At 59.2% G+C, this 17699-nt stretch carries 13 protein-coding genes; 4 read left to right on the top strand and 9 right to left on the bottom strand.

Features of this window, described 5'->3' with window-relative positions:
* Positions 1-31: 31 nt before the first annotated feature.
* From ACTQX9_RS00150 to ACTQX9_RS00135, 4 genes are all read right to left on the bottom strand, one after another.
* Entirely contained in the window at positions 32-766 is a 735-nt protein-coding gene (locus tag ACTQX9_RS00150) for a GntR family transcriptional regulator (protein ID WP_441540166.1), read from the bottom strand.
* 67 nt (positions 767-833) lie between these two features.
* The gene (locus ACTQX9_RS00145; RefSeq protein ID WP_441540165.1) at positions 834-977 is read right to left on the bottom strand and encodes a hypothetical protein; all 144 of its coding nucleotides are present in this window, start codon (positions 975-977) and stop codon (positions 834-836) included.
* 193 nt (positions 978-1170) lie between these two features.
* On the bottom strand, positions 1171-3699 hold the full coding sequence (locus ACTQX9_RS00140; RefSeq protein ID WP_441540164.1) for a phosphoketolase family protein: 2529 nt from the start codon (positions 3697-3699) through the stop codon (positions 1171-1173).
* Between the two features lie 204 nt (positions 3700-3903).
* The gene (locus ACTQX9_RS00135; RefSeq protein WP_118388843.1) at positions 3904-4932 is read right to left on the bottom strand and encodes a LacI family DNA-binding transcriptional regulator; all 1029 of its coding nucleotides are present in this window, start codon (positions 4930-4932) and stop codon (positions 3904-3906) included.
* A gap of 183 nt (positions 4933-5115) precedes the next feature.
* Here ACTQX9_RS00135 and murB point away from each other — a divergent pair, with 183 nt between their 5' ends.
* Positions 5116-6078 (top strand): UDP-N-acetylmuramate dehydrogenase, encoded by a 963-nt coding sequence (gene murB / locus ACTQX9_RS00130; protein ID WP_441015927.1) that lies wholly within the window; start codon positions 5116-5118, stop codon positions 6076-6078.
* A gap of 217 nt (positions 6079-6295) precedes the next feature.
* Here the strand turns inward: murB and ACTQX9_RS00125 are convergent, their stop codons facing one another.
* Complete coding sequence (locus tag ACTQX9_RS00125) at positions 6296-7501, bottom strand: PcsB-like coiled-coil domain-containing protein (RefSeq protein ID WP_441540163.1); 1206 nt, start codon at positions 7499-7501, stop codon at positions 6296-6298.
* 266 nt (positions 7502-7767) lie between these two features.
* On the opposite strand from ACTQX9_RS00125, the gene galE reads away from it, so the two are divergent.
* The 3 genes from galE to glgP all read left to right on the top strand — a co-directional run bounded on the left by galE (position 7768) and on the right by glgP (position 12949).
* Positions 7768-8829, top strand: coding sequence for a UDP-glucose 4-epimerase GalE (galE, locus tag ACTQX9_RS00120; protein ID WP_441540162.1), 1062 nt, complete (start codon positions 7768-7770; stop codon positions 8827-8829).
* 206 nt (positions 8830-9035) lie between these two features.
* Positions 9036-10553, top strand: coding sequence for a 4-alpha-glucanotransferase (gene malQ, locus ACTQX9_RS00115; protein WP_427728934.1), 1518 nt, complete (start codon positions 9036-9038; stop codon positions 10551-10553).
* Between the two features lie 128 nt (positions 10554-10681).
* Entirely contained in the window at positions 10682-12949 is a 2268-nt protein-coding gene (gene glgP / locus ACTQX9_RS00110; RefSeq protein WP_441540161.1) for a glycogen/starch/alpha-glucan family phosphorylase, read from the top strand.
* Between the two features lie 374 nt (positions 12950-13323).
* Here glgP and ACTQX9_RS00105 read toward each other — a convergent pair whose 3' ends face one another.
* The 4 genes from ACTQX9_RS00105 to ACTQX9_RS00090 all read right to left on the bottom strand — a co-directional run bounded on the left by ACTQX9_RS00105 (position 13324) and on the right by ACTQX9_RS00090 (position 17689).
* Positions 13324-14523, bottom strand: a complete 1200-nt coding sequence (locus ACTQX9_RS00105) for an ABC transporter ATP-binding protein (RefSeq protein WP_154515138.1) — start codon at positions 14521-14523, stop codon at positions 13324-13326.
* Positions 14524-14591: 68 nt separating this feature from the next.
* Positions 14592-15431, bottom strand: coding sequence for a carbohydrate ABC transporter permease (locus ACTQX9_RS00100; RefSeq protein WP_441540160.1), 840 nt, complete (start codon positions 15429-15431; stop codon positions 14592-14594).
* The gene (locus ACTQX9_RS00095; RefSeq protein WP_152073297.1) at positions 15431-16285 is read right to left on the bottom strand and encodes a carbohydrate ABC transporter permease; all 855 of its coding nucleotides are present in this window, start codon (positions 16283-16285) and stop codon (positions 15431-15433) included. The genes ACTQX9_RS00100 and ACTQX9_RS00095 overlap by 1 nt, the downstream gene beginning before the upstream one ends.
* A gap of 87 nt (positions 16286-16372) precedes the next feature.
* The gene (locus ACTQX9_RS00090) at positions 16373-17689 is read right to left on the bottom strand and encodes an ABC transporter substrate-binding protein (RefSeq protein ID WP_441535980.1); all 1317 of its coding nucleotides are present in this window, start codon (positions 17687-17689) and stop codon (positions 16373-16375) included.
* Positions 17690-17699: the final 10 nt, after the last annotated feature.

Here is a 17699-nt window from a genome sequence, read left to right as displayed (position 1 = left end):
CAAGAGGCGGGAGCAGCCTCCACGGGACTCGCTAGATATCGAAGCTGTAGCGTGAACCCACGTAGTACTGTCTGCCGTAGCAGAAGGGTTCTCCGTTGGAATCGAGAAAGCCCACGTTCATGAAGAAGAGCGGCTCCCCTACTGGGACCTTGAGCTCGCGGGCGGTATCGATTCCCGCACGGGCAATCTCCAACCTGCAGGGATCGGACGAACAGGGATACCTGCCCGTACGCTCCCCCACAGTCTCGAATATCGAACAATTGGAGAGACTGATATCTTTGAGAAATTCGAATCCCTCGACAGGATAGTAGTTGTTCTCGAACAGGACCGGCACGCCGTCTGCGGTACGCACGCGTGAGACCAAGATGAGGTCAGAGCCTTCATCCAGGCCAAAGAAAGAAGCGAGGTCGCGATCGGCGGCAACGACCCTGCGGGCGACAACGCGAGCGCCCGCCTTCTGGCCGTTTTCAGCGCATGCTTGGGTAAAACTCTGAACATCGTCCTTCTGATGCACCTTGCGAATTATCTTGGTCGCGGTCACAAACGTACCACGCCCCTGCCGCTTGGTGAGATACCCCTCGTCCACAAGCCCCTCTATAGCGCGGCGAACCGTGACCCTTCCCACGCCGTACATCTTAGAAAGCTCAAGTTCCGTTGGGATCTGCGAATCAACGGGATATGTCCCCTGCTCGATATCGCTCTTAAGCAAATCGAGCACCTGTTGATACAGCGGGGCGGAAGAGCCCCCATCCAGATGCGCATCCACAAAAACTCTCCCTTTACGGCGTTCCTGATCTCATAGACTTCATTCTACCGCACATGGGAAAATGGGGCTAAACATATAGGAGCTCTGCATGTTTGAGCAGATCGGGAATCTGGTCGATGATTTCGTCCGCGCTTACTTGCGAAAAACCAAAACGCTCCTCGCGCTTGGCGAACCCGCCCGGAGGCGGCCCCAGCGCGAGACCGTCCAGCACAAGCACCCCCGAGCTGCCGCTCGCCGCTGGTTGAGCAAAAGTCAGCGAGCGGGTTCCAAGTGCCCCAGGTCGCCGTGAAAGAGGAGCGACGCGTACTTCTGTACGCGAGCGACGGTTTGAACGGCGAGATGGGGTGCTTGGAACCCGCGCAGCGTCGAGCCTTTACGCGGTTTGGTAAAACCGCGTAACAAAGTTACTCGTTGTCGCCCGCGGTCATTTGGGTTGCGGAGAGTACGCCGTCGGCAGCGGTTGCGGCTGCGGCGTCGGGCCAGACCCAGTCGGTAAAGGCCGGGTGATCGAAGCCCTCGTCGCACGCGAACTCAAAGGCCTCGGTGCGGAAGGCCTCCCACTCATCAATCTGCTCGGCAAACTTATCGGCGTCAACCATGCGCAGCACGTCGGCGGCCAGGGCCCAGCGGTCCATGTTGTTCAGGCGCAGCATGTCAAACGGCGTGGTCGTGGAGCCCTTCTCCTCGTAGCCGTGGACGCGGAAGGCATCGTGGCCGGGACGGTTCCAGATCAGGCGGCGAATCGTGCCGGCATAGGCGTGGAATGCGAAGAGCACGGGCTTCTCGCCGCGGCCAAACAGCTCAGCCCAGCGCTCATCGCTGATGGCTTGGTCGTTCTCGCAGACGTTCTGGATCTTGAGCAGATCGACTACGTTGACAAACCAGACCTTGATGCCCAGCCCGCGCAGCATATCGGTTGCGGCCAGTGCCTCGAGCGTCGGCACGTCACCGCAAGTAGCGACCACGACGTCGGCCTCGGCGAGCGAGTCGGCAGTCGATGCCCACTCCCAGGTCGCTACGCCCTCGGCGAGCTCAGACTTGGCCTCGTCGACCGTCTGGAAGGTGGGGGCGGGCTGCTTGCCACAGAAGATGGCATTGACGCAGTCGGTGGACTGGTAGACGCGCTCGGCCACAGCAAGGGCCATATTGGCATCGGCCGGATAATAAGCATTCACGACATGCGTGTCGTTGGCCTTGTTGAGCAGCAGGTCGATAAAGCCGGGGTCCTGGTGCGAAAAGCCGTTGTGGTCCTGGCGCCAGACATGGCTCGACAGCAAAATATTGAGGCCGCTGATAGGAGCACGCCACGGAATCTCGCGCTTGGTCGCTTCGAGCCATTTGCAGTGCTGGTTGACCATGGAATCGACCACGTGGACAAAGCTCTCGTAGGAGCTCCACACACCGGAGCGGCCGGTGAGCACGTAGGCCTCGAGGAAGCCCTCGCACTGGTGCTCGGACAGCTGCTCGACAACCTTACCGGAACCGGCCAGCAGCTCGTCGTTGGCGTCGTCCTCGTAGAAACCGGCATCCCACTGCTTCTTGGTCACCTTATAGGCAGCCTGCAGGCGGTTGGACGCGGTCTCGTCGGGACCGAAGATGCGGAAATCATCCATGTTCTTGGCCAGAACATCGGCAGTGTACTCACCAAAGACGCGGGCGGCCTCGGTGGAGCCCCAGCCGTGGCCCTTACTTGCGATGGGGATCTCGTGAGCGTGAATATCGGGAAGCTCGAGCTCGCGGCGTACCTTGCCGCCGTTCGCGTTGGGATTGGCGCCGATACGCAGCTCGCCGGTCGGCATAAAGGCCGTCACCTCGGGGCGCACCTGGCCCTCGGGCGTAAAGAGCTCCTCGGGCTTGTAGGAGCGCAGCCACTCGCGCAGCACGCGGAAGTGCTCGTGGGTATCTTTGGCGCTCGCGAGCGGCACCTGATGGGCGCGCCAGGAGTCCTCGGTCTTCTTGCCATCAATCTGCTTGGGGCAGGTCCAACCCTTGGGCGTACGGAACACGATCATGGGATAGGCCGGACGGACCACGGTCTCGCCCGCAGTGGCCTGAGCCATAGCGGTGGCCTTGATGTCGCAGATCTCATCGAAGACCTGCTCGAACAGGGCGGCGAAACGCGCATGAATGCTCGCATGGCTCTCGTCGTCAAAGCCGGCGACAAAGAAATGCGGCTTATAGCCCATGCCCTCAAAGAACTTGGTGAGCTCCTCGTCGGACACGCGGGCAAGAATGGTGGGGTTGGCGATCTTGTAGCCGTTGAGGTGCAGGATCGGCAGGACGATACCATCGGTTGCCGGGTTCACGAGCTTATTAGACTGCCAAGAGGTCGCGAGCGGACCGGTCTCGGACTCGCCGTCGCCCACCACAGCCACGGCCAGCAGGCTCGGGTTATCCATGACGGCACCGTAGGCGTGGCTGAGCGTGTAGCCGAGCTCGCCGCCCTCGTGGATGGAGCCAGGCGTCTCGGGCGCAAAATGGCTCGGAATACCGCCGGGGTAGGAAAACTGGCGGAAGAACTTCTGCAGGCCGGCCTCGTCATTGGTAATGTCGGGGCGAATCTCGCGGTAGGTACCATCGAGCAACGACTGGGCGGTGCCAGCGGGGCCACCGTGACCCGGGCCCATCAAGAAGATCGCGTTCTGGTTGTGATCGGCGATGAGGCGGTTGACATGACCGAACAGAAAGTTGATGCCGGGCGTGGTGCCCCAGTGACCGACCAGGCGGTGCTTAACGTCCGGGCGACCAAAGTCGCGCACCTCGCCGGTTTTCTCATCGACAAAGTCGGGGCGCATGAGCGGGTTAGAGCGAAGGTAGATCTGACCGACGGACAGATAATTCGATGCACGCCAATACAGGTCGACGCCCTCGAGCTCGGAAGCCGGCACCTCGTGGCCCAGCTTTTTCCACGGCGTCCCCAGTGTTTTAGCCATTGTTTATGTCCCTCCGCTGTGCGGTCGCCCTCCAATACGGCAACCATTCGTTGGGACTAGTATATTTGCTAAAACGTTTTATCATGGTGAAAAAACGTTTTATCACCCTTATCAATCACATCGATCAACAAAACGCGACATTCACCTGCGGCATTGTCTGCCACAGGTGCTCCACATTCGGTCTCTGCAAATTGATAAACGTGTTTAGTTGTGTTTAGTAAGCTCGAGCACGCTGCCCTTAACGATAAGCGCCGGCTCCAGGACGACCTCTTCGGCACGCCTACCGCCCCTACCGGCAAGACGCTTGGACATGCAGCCAAAAGCATGTTCCGCGAGGACACCAGGATCCTGCTCAATGGCGGTCAGCGCCGGCTCAAAGAGAACGTCGGCCGCCGAGTTGTCATAGCTCACCACCGAAATATCGCCCGGGATGCTCTTCCCCATCTCGTGCAAACGCTTGAGCAAACCGAGGGCAATGTTGTCCGAGCTCGCGAATACGGCAGTGGCATCGGTTGCGAGCACCGCCTCCGAGGCCTCGTAGGCGCTCGGAATGTAGTACTCGCTCTCAAACTCCAAACGCGCGTCGATAGGCAGGCCAACCTCGCGCAGCGCGCGCTCATAGCCGGCAAGTCGCTTGCGACCCGTATTGGAACGACGCGCATTAACCAAGCAGGCAATACGACGGTGGCCCTGCTCGATCAGATAGCGGGTAGCCATATAGCCACCCATCTCGTGGTCGAACATCACCTTGTCGCACTCGAGCCCCTCAATGGCGCGGTCGACCATCACGGCAGGGATGGGTAGATGGCTGACCTCTTCGCGCAGGGCACGGTCGTCCGAGAACTCGTCGCCTACCACCAGGAAGACACCATCGACGCCGCGCGTCACCAGCTGGCGCAGCAGTTCCAGGTCGTCGTCGGCGCTTCCGCCCGAGCTGGTAATAAAGAGCGCATAGCCGTCCTCGCGGCAGCGCTTTTCCAAGCTACCGGCAAGTGAGGCAAAAAATCGGCTCTCGATGTTGGGAACGATAAGACCCAGGGTGCGTGACTCGCGCATGACCAGGCTGCGCGCAATCTGGTTGGGAACATAGTGGTTGCGCGCCGCGACCTCCTTGATGAGCTTGCGGTTTTCTTCCGAGATGCGACAAGGCCGATTGTTGAGAACAAGCGAGACCGACGAGGGGGAAAGCCCCACCTCCTGGGCGATCTGCTTGAGGGTGACTTTGTTGGCCATCTCGCTCCTTCCGGGTTTACGCGCAATCTCTTGAAAGTATAGCGACTGCCCCTCTACCTCGATGATAAACACTTTACCAATCCGGTAGACGGCTGTTTTATCGCCGCCAGCGCACCAAATACGTCCAGGTGGGGTATATTGCAATCGATTGATGACAACGACCACCAAAAGGCGGATATTCGGATGCACGAGAACGACTTTTTTAACGAGGACCTGCTGTGCGCGCTCGCTGGCGTTGCCGGCGAGGACAACGTGTTGATGAGCGAGCCCATGCGCGAGCACACCACGTTTAAGATTGGCGGCCCGGCCGACGTCTTTGTCACGCCCGACACCGAGCAGAGCCTCGTCGCCACGCTTGATACCTGTTATCGCTGCGATCTGCCACTCACCATCGTGGGCAACGGCTCCGACCTACTCGTCGGCGACAAGGGCATACGCGGCGTCGTCGTAGCGCTAGGCGAGGGCCTCTCCGACATTACCGTCGACGGCACGCACGTTACGGCAGCAGCCGGTGCACTGCTTTCGGATGTTGCGGCCGCGGCAGCCGAGGCCGGTCTCACCGGCATGGAGCCCATCTCGGGCATCCCCGGATCGGTCGGCGGCGCCTGCTACATGAACGCCGGCGCCTACGGTGCCTGCATGGCCGACGTGCTGGAGTCTGTACGCGTCTACAAGCCCGCCCACATGCTCGACGACGGCACCCGCGGTAGCGGCAGCATCATCGAGTTCGATGTCAACGAGCTCAATCTGGGCTATCGCAAGAGCCGCATCGCCGACGACGGCTTCATCGTGCTTTCGGCCACCTTCAATCTCGCCCCGGGCAACGCCGCGATGATCAAGGCCGACATGGACGACTACCGCCAACGCCGCGAGGACAAGCAGCCGCTCGACATGCCGAGCGCCGGCTCCACTTTCAAGCGCCCCGAGGGCCACTTTGCCGGCAAGCTCATCATGGACGCCGGGCTGCGCGGCCACGCTGTCGGCGGCGCCCAGGTGAGCGAAAAGCACTGCGGCTTCATCGTCAACGCCGACCACGCCACCGCCGCCGACGTCGACGAACTCATCCGCCACATCCAAGCAACCGTCAAAGACCAATTCGGCGTAGACCTAGAACCCGAAGTCCACCGAGTAGGCGAATTTTTATAAAAAGAAGGCCCCGAAAGGGGCCTTCACTTTCTTTAATTCAGACAACCAGTCCGGTGTGTCGCGCCTTGAACCCGGAAGGTCCGGGACTGCGGGCGAGGCATAAGGTTGGTCGCGAGTTCCGCACGCAAAGAAGGCCACTTAATGTGGCCTTCGTCTTGCGCAGGACTGTAGAGCAGGCAACCTTATGCCTCGCCCGCAGTCCCGGACCAAGCCGCAGCTACGACAGCGCAATACCGCCAAGCCAGCCCCAGCGCACACCAGAGCCAGTGCCGTAAAAGCTAATGAACGAGTCAAGCGACCTCGACGTGATGGCGCCCTCGTTACTCATAACGATGCCGCCGCCAACATAGATGCCCACGTGTCCGTACAGCAGACCCGGCATACCGGTGCCACTGTGCGACGAGTCGGCCACGATCATGCCCACCTGCAGCGCCGAACGATCGGAGCTGTAGCACCAGGCGTTAAACATGTCGCACGCGTTGCCGCCAAAGTAGCCCACGCCGGCGTTGCGGAAGACGTTGGTGACCCAGGCGGCGCACCAGTTCAGGCCAGGCGAAGGCGTGGAGTAGCATGCGTTGACGACAGCCTGCTGCTTGCCCGATCCGGCATTCTGTTGCGGATTTCCGGGCGCATACGATCCGCCACCCGAGTTTGAACTACCCGAGTAGGAATTGTTCTTGTTTGCGGCAGCCGCAGCAGCGGCAGCCTTCTTGGCAGCCTCCTCAGCCTGGGCGGCAGCGAGAATCTCGGAATCGCGCTGGGCCATGAGCTCCTTGACATCGTCGGAGAGGCCGTTCAGAACCGTCTGGACCTCCTGCTGCTTGGCCTGCATGTCCTGCATCTGGGCAGTCTGCTGGTCCTTAAGCTTCTCCAAGTCGGCTTTTTGCGACTCGAGCTCGGACTTCTGCGTATCGAGCTCTTTCTGGATGGTCTGGATATCCTCGATGGCGTCGCGGTCGCTCTTGTTGATCTTCTCAACATAGTGCGCATTGGCGACGAGCTCCTCAAACGAGCCCGAGGCGAGCAGCAGCGACAGGATGTTGGTGCCGCCCGACTTATAGTTGGCGGAAACGCGATCGGAAAGATCGCCGCGCTTCTTTTTGAGCTCGGCCTTCTTTTCGTCAATCTGCGCCTGCGTGCTGTCAATCTGGCCCTGTACGCTCTCGATATCGTTGAGGGTCTGGGCGTTCTTGTTGGCCAGCGCCGCGTATTCATTTGCGATGCTGTCGAGCTGGGCCTGGACCTCGTCAAGCTGAGCCTGGGCCGCATTGAGCTTGTCGGTGGTTTCCTTGGTGGCCTCCGCAGCATGGGCGCGAGCGGGCAGACCAAAAAGAACGGCTGCAGAAGCGGCGCCGAACAAGGCCTTGAGGGCAGTGCGACGCGAAAGCTCCTGGGAAAGGATGGAATCGCTGTTTGGTGACATATCTACTCCGTTACATGTTTATTTATATGTCGCTCAACTCATACATATTAGCGTACATCCGCCGCGTCCCAACGATTTCCACGAACGGCAGGAAACCCCATGGTCGGCGGCTCGTATGCAAACGTCAAAGTCAAGGTTATGCCCACGCCAAACATTTCCATGAGTACGTTAGCATGTTCGTCTGCTTTTCCTTCCCCGCACGTTTTGGGTGCCCCTGCCTGCGCTATACTCCCTCAGGAAGTGTTCCTGATTCGATAGGAGACTACATGTCCAAAGCACTCGACCCCAAAGACACCTGCGTCCTCGTAACCGGTGGCGCCGGCTTTATCGGCTCGCACACCGTCGTTCAGCTGCTCGAGGGTGGCTACCAGGTCGTCATCGTCGACGACCTCTCCAACTCCAGCGCCGTCGCCGTCGACCGTGTCAAGACCATCGTGGGCGACAAGGCCGCCAAGAACCTCACCTTCTACGAGGCCAACGTGCTCGACCGCGATGCCATGAACAAGATCTTCGATACCCATCGGATCGACCGCGTCATCCACTTCGCCGGCTTTAAGGCCGTCGGCGAGTCGGTGAGCAAGCCCGTCGAATACTATCACAACAACATCGAGAACACCCTGGTGCTCGTCGACGTTATGCGCAACCATGGCTGCAAGTCCATCATCTTCTCGAGCTCCTCGACCGTCTACGGCGATCCGGATAACCCGCCCGTCACCGAGGAAGACCCCAAGAAGCCCGCGACCAACCCCTATGGCTGGACCAAGTGGATGATTGAGCAGATCCTTATGGACGTTCACACCGCCGACCCCGAGTGGAACGTTGTGCTGCTCCGCTACTTCAACCCCATCGGCGCACATCCGTCGGGCCTGATCGGCGAGGACCCCAAGGGCATCCCCAACAACCTGGTGCCTTATGTCGCGCAGGTTGCCGTGGGCAAGCTCGAGGCCGTTCAGGTCTTTGGCAACGACTACCCCACCCCCGACGGCACCGGTGTGCGCGACTACATCCACGTGTGTGACCTGGCATCGGGCCATGTGGCCGCCCTCAACTGGATGAACGGCAAGACCGGCGTTGAGATCTTTAACCTGGGCACCGGCACCGGCACCTCGGTGCTCGAGGTTGTCGCAGCCTTCTCCAAGGCCTGTGGCAAAGAGCTGCCCTACGTGATTCGCGAGCGCCGCGCCGGCGACATCGCCGCCAACTGGTGCGATGCCTCCAAGGCCGAGCGCATGATGGGTTGGAAGGCACAGTACGACATCGCGGACATGTGCCGCGATAGCTGGAACTGGCAGAGCCACAACCCCAACGGCTTCGCCGACGCCGAGTAGCAAAAACCTACACACCGTTCTTGCCCCGATCTCACGATGTGAGACCGGGGCTTTTTCATGGCATGTAACCATTCGCCGAAAATCGACCAACTTTTTATCTTGCCTATACATGTTTAAACAACATGTATACAATAGGTGTATCGAATCAGAACATCGGAGGCGGACTGCACACCCATCGGCAGGCCGACCCCACAACAAGAAGGTTGGTGAGCGCATTCATGGAGCGTGCAAGCGGCGTCCTCATGCCCGTCTCATCTCTGCCCGGACCATACGGAATCGGCGGCTTTGGCTGGAATGCCTACGACTTCGTCGATTTTCTCGCCTCGTGCAAACAACATTACTGGCAAATCCTGCCCCTTACGACGACCAGCTATGGCGATTCGCCCTATCAGTCGTTCTCGGCCCGCGCAGGCAACCCCAACTTGATCGACTTTGCCGAGCTTATCGAAGCCGGCTATCTGGAGCAGCGTGACATCGACGGCGTCTTCCTTGGTTCCGACCCCAGCAACGTCGACTACGGTGCCATCTTTGTTGGCCGCCGTCAGATTCTCGATCGAGCCGCTGAGCGCTTTGCTGCCGACAAGCCGGCCGATTTCGACGACTTTATCCAGGCAAACGAGGACTGGCTCATTCCCTACTGCGAGTTTATGACCGTGAAGGAGGAGTGCGGACTCAAAGCCTTTTGGGAGTGGCCCGAGGAGCTCCGCCGCCGCGGCGAGGCATCCGCCAAGGTCTGCGCCACCCATCCCGAGCGCATGCTCTACCACCAGATGACGCAGTATTTCTTCGATCGCCAGTGGAGCCGCCTCAAGGCCTATGCCAACGAGCACGACATCCTGATCATCGGCGACCTGCCCATCTACGTCTCGCGCGACTCCGTCGAGATGTGGGCCACGCCCGAGCTCTTTAAGATCGACGCCGCCGGCAATCCCGTCAGCGTCGCGGGAACGCCGCCTGATCAGTTCTCGGCCACCGGCCAGTACTGGGGCAACCCCATCTATGACTGGGATGCCATGGAAGCAGACGGCTTCTCCTGGTGGGAGGACCGCGTCCGAGCCGCCCTCGACATGTACGACATCATCCGTCTGGACCACTTCCGCGGCTTTGAAGCCTTTTGGGAGGTGCCGTTCTCCTCTCCCGATTCGTCATATGGTTCATGGACGCAGGGACCCGGCCTCAAGCTCTTCAAGGTGCTCGAGGAAAAGCTCGGCACGCTTCCCATCATTGCCGAAGACCTGGGCTTTCTTACCCCCGGCGTCATCGACATGCGCGACACCACGGGCTTCCCTGGCATGAAGATTCTGCAGTTCGCTTTTGAAGGCAGCAACTCCTACTATCTGCCCCACAACTACATTGCCAACACCGTCGCCTACGTCGGAACGCATGACAACGAAACGGCACGCGGCTGGTATGAGGGAACGGCCACCCCGCGTCAGCGCGAGCAGGCGGCCCTGTACACCCACCAGCAGGCAGGCGAGTCCATGGCCGACGCGCTCAACCGCACCATCGCCGCCAGCGTGAGTGACACCTGTATCTACACCATGCAGGACCTGCTCAATCTGGGCAACGAGGCGCGCATTAACACCCCCGCCACCCTGGGCGGTAACTGGACGTGGCGCATGCTTGATGGCGCCATCACCCGCGAACTCGAGCGCAAGCTCACCGACTGGACCGAGACCTACTTCCGCATCCCGTCGGAAGCCGAAATCGAGCTTCCTCAATAGGAGCCACCGCGCCCGACCCCACCCCACCGTGTGGACGCGACCGCTTTTCCCGCGCGAGGCCATCCCAATCCCTCGCGCGGGCTTCTTTTGAATTTCTGACATGTAGTCGACTCACCACAGGAGGAAACATGCCCCGTATAAGCCTCGCAGAACTCGCCGAGCAGTCCTTTGGCACCTCGCTCGAGCAGCTCGATGACCGTCGTATTTATAAGCTACTGGTCAAGCTCGTGCAGGAGCGCTCTGCCGCCTGTCCGCTCAACAACGGCAAGAAAAAGCTCTACTACATCTCTGCCGAGTTTTTGATCGGCAAGCTGCTCATCAACAATATGATCGACCTCGGCATCTATGACGAGGTTAAGGACCAGCTCGTCGCCGCCGGCCACGACCTCAACAAGATCGAGGAGTTCGAGGTCGAGCCTTCGCTCGGCAACGGCGGCTTGGGTCGTCTGGCCGCATGCTTCCTGGATTCCATTGCCACGCTGGGCCTCACCGGTGACGGCGTGGGCCTCAACTACCATTACGGCCTGTTCCGCCAGCGCTTTGCCGACAACCAGCAGAAGGCCGTCCCTGACGAGTGGCTCGGCGAGCAGGACATCCTGATCGATGACGACCGCTCCTACACCGTCGAGTTTGGTGATTTTGCCGTCACCTCCAAGCTCGTCAACATCGATGTGCCCGGTTATGGCCAGCCCACCAAGAACCGCCTGCGCCTGTTTGACCTGGCAAGCGTCGACGACGGCCTGGTCCCCGGCAGCTCCATCGACTTCGACAAGACCGAGATCGCCAAGAACCTCACCCTGTTCCTCTATCCGGATGATTCCGATGAGCAGGGCCGCCTGCTTCGCATCTACCAGGAGTACTTCATGGTGAGCAATGCCGCCCAGCTCCTGATCGACGAGGCCGTAGAGCGCGGCAGCAACCTGCACGATCTGGCCGACTACGCCGTGGTCCAGATTAACGATACGCACCCCACCATGGTCATTCCCGAGCTCATCCGGCTGCTCACCACCGAGCACGACATCGAGTTTGACGAAGCCGTTACCATCGTGCGATCCATGGTCGCCTACACCAACCACACAATCCTTGCCGAGGCGCTCGAGAAATGGCCGCTCACCAGCCTGCAGAAGGTCTCCCCCGCCATCGCCGACATCATCGTCAAACTCGATGAGATTGCCAAGGCCGAGCATGGCGACCCGCGTGTCGCCATCATCGACGAGTACGGCACCGTCCACATGGCCCACATGGACATTCACTTTGGCTTCTCCATCAATGGCGTAGCCGCACTCCACACCAAGATCCTGGAGAACACCGAGCTTCACCCGTTCTACGAGATCTATCCCGAAAAGTTCTCCAACAAGACCAACGGCATCACCTTCCGCCGCTGGATCCAGGGAGCCAACCCCGCACTTGCCAGCCTGCTCGACGATGTGATTGGCACCGATTGGCGCAGCACCGGCGACCTGAGCAAGCTCGCCGAATTCGCCGACGACAAGGACGTTCTTGAGCGCCTGGCCGCCACCAAGGTCAAGGCCAAGGCCATCATGCGCCAGTTCATGGCGCTCGAGCAGGGCGTGACCATTCCCTCCAACGCGATCATCGATGTTCAGGTCAAGCGTATCCACGAGTACAAGCGCCAGCAGATGCTCGCGCTCTACATCATCTGGAAGTACCTCGACATCAAGAACGGCAATAGACCTAAGCACCCCGTCACCATCATCTTTGGCGGCAAGGCGGCACCTGCCTACACTATCGCCCAGGACATCATCCATCTGATCCTGACGTTGTCGCAGTGGATCGCAAACGATCCCGACGTGGCTCCCTGCCTGCAAGTCGTCATGATCGAGAACTATAACGTCACCGCTGCCGAGCGCGTGATTCCCGCCGCCGACATCTCCGAGCAGATCAGCCTGGCCTCCAAGGAGGCGAGCGGCACCTCCAACATGAAGTTCATGCTCAACGGTGCTTTGACCCTGTGCACGCTCGACGGCGCCAATGTCGAGATCGCCGAACTCGTGGGCGACGAGAACATCTACACCTTTGGCGCCTCGTCCAAACAGGTCGAGCAGCTCTACGCCGACGGCAGCTATAACGCCGGCGCACTCTACCTCAAGCCCGGTATTAAGCTACTGGTGGACTTTATTACCAACCCCGCTTTTATGGCGACCGGCAACGCGGAGCGCCTGCAGCGTCTGCACGACGACATCAAGGGCAAGGACTGGTTTATGTCCCTGCTCGACATTGAGGAGTACATCCAGACTAAGGAGCGCGTGCTGGCAGACTACGAGGACCAGGACGCTTGGATGCGCAAGGCGCTGATCAACATCGCCAACGCCGGCACTTTCTCGTCCGACCGCACAATCTCCCAGTACAACGACGAGATTTGGCACCTGAGCTAATTTCGCTTCCATTACCCATCCTTTTGAAAGCGGAGTCGCGGCAACGCGGCTCCGCTTTTTGTGCCCTCGTGTTACCCGCGACCTGCCTCGACCAAAAAAACTCGGCCTGCAACATCTAGCCGGCAAAATTGGGTCAACCTGTTACAGAATGAGACAAACAGAATTGTTCCGGGAAACCGTCTCAATCTGTAACATCTAGGCCCAATTTGGCCCTCCTCCTGTTACAGATCGAGACAAACGACCGGCCAGACAGCCCCAGCACAAAGAAAGGCTCCCCTCTCGCTCAGCGGACGAGAGGGGAGCCTTATATGTGACTACGGCAAAAGGATGGCAAAACCGCAGTCGCCCAAAAGGAGGGCCTGATTGAATCGGGTCTAGATAAGGTTCTTGCCAGAGACCTTATCGAAAAGGTGGGTCGCATTCTTCTCGAACTTGAACCAGATGGGGTCGCCGGCCTTGAGCGAACCCCTGGCCTCGAGGTCGACGACAGGGATGATCAGGACAAACTGGCCGTCGGGAGACGTCACATGAACGTGCTCGGTCGAACCCATGAGTTCGGTGACCTCGATGGTGCCCTGAAGCGCACCCTCCTCGCCCTTGTCGGCAAGCAGAATCTGCTCGGGACGAACGCCGGCCGTGATCTCCTTCATGTCCTCGCCGTCCCAGTTAAGCGCAAGCTGAGCGCAGGTCTCGGGGGCCAGTGCGACATTCATGTCGTCGGTCTTGACGGTAAAGCCCTCGCCCGAGCGCACCAGCTGGGCATCGAAGAAGTTCATCTGCGGCACGCCGATGAAGCCGGCGACAAAGATGTTCGCGGGATGGTTGAAGACCTCCTGCGGCGTGGCGATCTGCTGAACAACGCCGTCCTTCATGACCACGATGCGGTCGCCGAGGGTCATAGCCTCGGTCTGGTCGTGGGTAACATAGATGAATGTGCCTTTGATCTCGTGGCGAAGCTTAATGAGCTCGGCACGCATCTGGTTACGAAGCTTGGCGTCCAGGTTGGACAGCGGCTCGTCCATCAGGAATACCTTGGGGTCACGCACGATGGCGCGGCCGATGGCAACGCGCTGACGCTGGCCGCCCGAAAGCGCCTTAGGCTTACGGTCGAGGTACTCGGTGATACCCAAAATCTCGGCAGCGGAGCGAACCTTGCGGTCAATCTCGTCTTTGGGGACCTTCTTGAGCTCAAGCGTAAACGCCATGTTCTCGTACACCGTCATGTTGGGGTACAGAGCGTAGCTCTGGAACACCATGGCAATGTCACGGTCCTTGGGTGCCACGTCGTTGACGCGCTTGCCGTCGATGAGCACGTCGCCCGAGGTAATGTCCTCCAGGCCAGCAACCATGCGCATCGTCGTGGACTTACCGCAGCCAGAGGGACCAACGAGGACGATAAACTCCTGGTCGTGAACAGTGAGGTTGAAGTCCTCTACAGCGAGCACGCCATCCTCGGTAACCTTGAGGTTGTGCTTCTTCTCCTCGGTCTTCTTCTTTTTGCCAAAGAAGCCCTTCTTTTTGGACTCGTTGTTGGGATACACCTTCTGTACATGTTTGAGAACGATCTCGGCCATGTCTCTACCTTTCGATACGCGGCGCCACGCTGAGGGGCGCCGCAGAAACTTGCAAAACAGTTACGGCATCAGCCCTTGACGGCACCTGCCACCACGCCGTCGATGATGTACTTCTGGCAGAGGATGTACATGAGGACGATGGGGACAACGACCATCATGATGCAGGCCATCATGGGGCCGAGCTCGACGTGACCGTAGCCGCCGCGGAAGTACTGGATCAAAATAGGAATGGTCTTGTACTTGGTGGAGTCGAGGGTGAGGTAGGGCAGCAGATAGTCGTTCCAGACCCACATGGTCTCGAGAATGCCGACCGAAAGATAGGTGGGCTTCATGATGGGAAGGACGATCTTAAAGAACACCTGGACCGGGTTGCAGCCGTCGATCATGGCCGCCTCCTCGATCTCGAGCGGGATGTTCTTTACAAAGCCGGCGAACATAAAGACCGCTAGGCCCGCGCCAAATCCAAGGTAAATAAAGCAGATGTTGAACGGCGTGTTGAAGCCGATGCGGTCCGCCAAATTGGACAGCGTGAACATGAGCATCTGGAACGGTACGACCATCGAGAACACGAACAGGTAATAGAAGAAGTTCGAGATCTTGCTGTTGACGCGCACCACATACCAAGCGCACATGGAGCAGCACACCAAGATCAGCACGACCGACGTGACCGTGATGATGAGCGAGTACATAAACGCCGAGGCAAAGCCCTGCTCGTTAAGGGCGTGCGCGTAGTTTGCAAGGCCGTTGAACGTCTCGGGCGTGAGCAGATCGAATGCCGTGGTGGTGCTGATTGCGGTCCCTTTCTTAAAGGAATTGAGCGCAATCATGAACACGGGGTAAATCCATGCGAGCGACAGGATCGTAAAGAAAATCGAGAGCGCACGGTTGATAGCCTTATCGCGTTTCATTACTGCTGCACCTCCTTGGACCTCGTGGCCTTAAGCTGGATCATGGAGATTGCTACGACCAGGATGCAGAAGATAACCGCCTTGGCCTGACCGATGCCCTGCCATGCGATACCGGCACGCGAATAGAACGTGTTGTAGATGTTCAGGGCGAGCATCTCGGTGGAGTGCGCCGGGGCGCCACCGGTAAGGGCGAGGTTCTGGTCGAACAGCTTAAAGCCGTTGGTGATGGACAGGAACAGGCAGATGGTGATCGTCGGCATCAGGTTGGGGATCTTAACCTTCCAAAACGTCTGCCATGCCGTAGCGCCGTCGACCTTGGCGGCCTCGATGTAGTCTGACGGAATGGACTGCAGACCGGCGATGTAGATGATCATCATGTAGCCGACCTGCTGCCACAGGGTCAGGATGATAAGGCCCCAGAAGCCAGCAGCAGAGTTAAGGGCGATAAGGTCGGCACCGATGTTGGAGAGCAGGCAGTTGATCAGAATCTGCCAAATGTATCCCAGCACGATGCCGCCGATCAGGTTAGGCATGAAGAAGATCGTACGGAAGATGTTGGTGCCCTTGAGCGCCTTGCGGGTGAGCGCCTGCGCGATGGCGAGGGCGATCACGTTGATGAGCACCGTCGACAGGAAAGCAAACGCCACCGTAAAGAAGAACGACGTGGCAAACTGCGGATCGGACAGTGCACGCACGTAGTTCTCGATACCGACGAAGTGCGTGTTGTTAATGGTAATAAACTGGCAGAACGAGAGATAGAAACCCTGGATAAAGGGGATCACGAACCCGATCATAAACGCCAGGCACGTGGGCAGCATAAAGAGCGGCCACCAGCGCTTGAGTGCTTTGCCCATAGAAGGGTCCTTTCAATATGCAGGGGGCGGGCAAACCGACGTCTGCCCGCCCCCTGTCGCTAATCAGATAGCTTGGGCAGCAACTGCTTACTCGGAAGCAGCCTTCTCGGTCTTCCAGCCATCGACGAAGGCATTCTTGACGCCGTCCCACTTGGTGTTATCGGCAGCATAGGCAATCAGAGCCTGCTTGAGGTTCTTCTTCCACTCCTCAGAGGGGATGTAAACGAAGTCCCAAGCGACAGTCTTCTTGCCGTCCTTAGCCATGGCAACAGCCTGCTGCGAGAAGACGTTGGTGGTGTCCTTGGCGCTCTTGAACGGGGCAGTCAGACCCATCTTGTCAGCGATGATGCTGGTGGCAGTCTCAGAAGTGACGCACCAATACATGAAGTCCTCGGTAGCCTTCTGGGCATCCTCGGAAGCCTGGGAGCTCACGCACCAGTAGTTCTCGCCGCCGGAGCACAGGCCCTGGTTCTCCTCGCCGTCGACACCGATGTAGATGGGCATCATGCCAATCTGATCGTCGGTCATACCGGCCTTGATGAGGTCGGCGTAGGCCCAAGAGCCGTTCTGATAGAAGACGGCCTTGCCGGTTGCGAACTCGTTGGTGGCGTCGTCGCCGGTCTTGGAGGCAAGCTGCGAAGGATCGCAGGTGGAGTCGGTGATGTACAGGTCGAAGATCTGCTTAAAGTTGTCGAGATACTCGCCCTTAATCTCGTCATCCTCCTGGTTGTGCTCCTTCTCGAACTCGTAGTAGAGCGGGAGGTTGGCGAGGTGGGTGGTGTAGCGCCAGCTGGAGGAGTCATCCATGCCGGCGGAAGTGAAGGCACCGTCAACGCCAAGCTCGTCCTTGCGGGCCTGAATGTCATCGGCGCAAGCCTTCAGCTTGTCAAAGGAGTTGATGTCCTCGGCCTTGTAGCCAGCCTTCTCGAGGAGCTCCTTGTTGTAAATGATGCCGTAGCTCTCCTGGACCCAGTCGATACCTAGATCCTTGCCGTCGGACTGCAGAGCCAGGGAGTCGTCGACGAGCTCACCGCGGACCTTGGTATCGGACAGGTCGGCGCAGTAGTCCTTCCAGTTCTTAAGACCGGTGGGGCCGTTGACCTGGAACAGGGTCGGAGCGGAGCTCTTGGACATCTCGGACTTGAGCTTCTCCTCGTAGGTGTTAGAGGCGGCGGTCACGATCTTGACCTCGACGCCCTTCTCCTCCTTGTATGCCTTGGCGATCTCCTTCCACTCCTTGTCGACCTCGGGCTTGAATTGGAGGAAGTAGACCTCGGCAGCATCACCAGAAGCAGAGGAGCCGGAGCCGGCGGAGCCACCGCAGCCCACGAGACCCAGGCCAAAGACTGTGGCCGCGGAGCCAGCGAAGCCCAGGAACTGCCTTCTGCTCATTTCGTTCTTCATTACAATCCAC

The sequence above is a fragment of the Collinsella sp. LCP19S3_F2 genome (assembly GCF_052121015.1).
GTDB lineage: Bacteria > Actinomycetota > Coriobacteriia > Coriobacteriales > Coriobacteriaceae > Collinsella.
The sequence above is the reverse complement of the archived record's forward strand: the minus strand, read 5'-3'. Positions and strand labels throughout refer to the sequence as shown.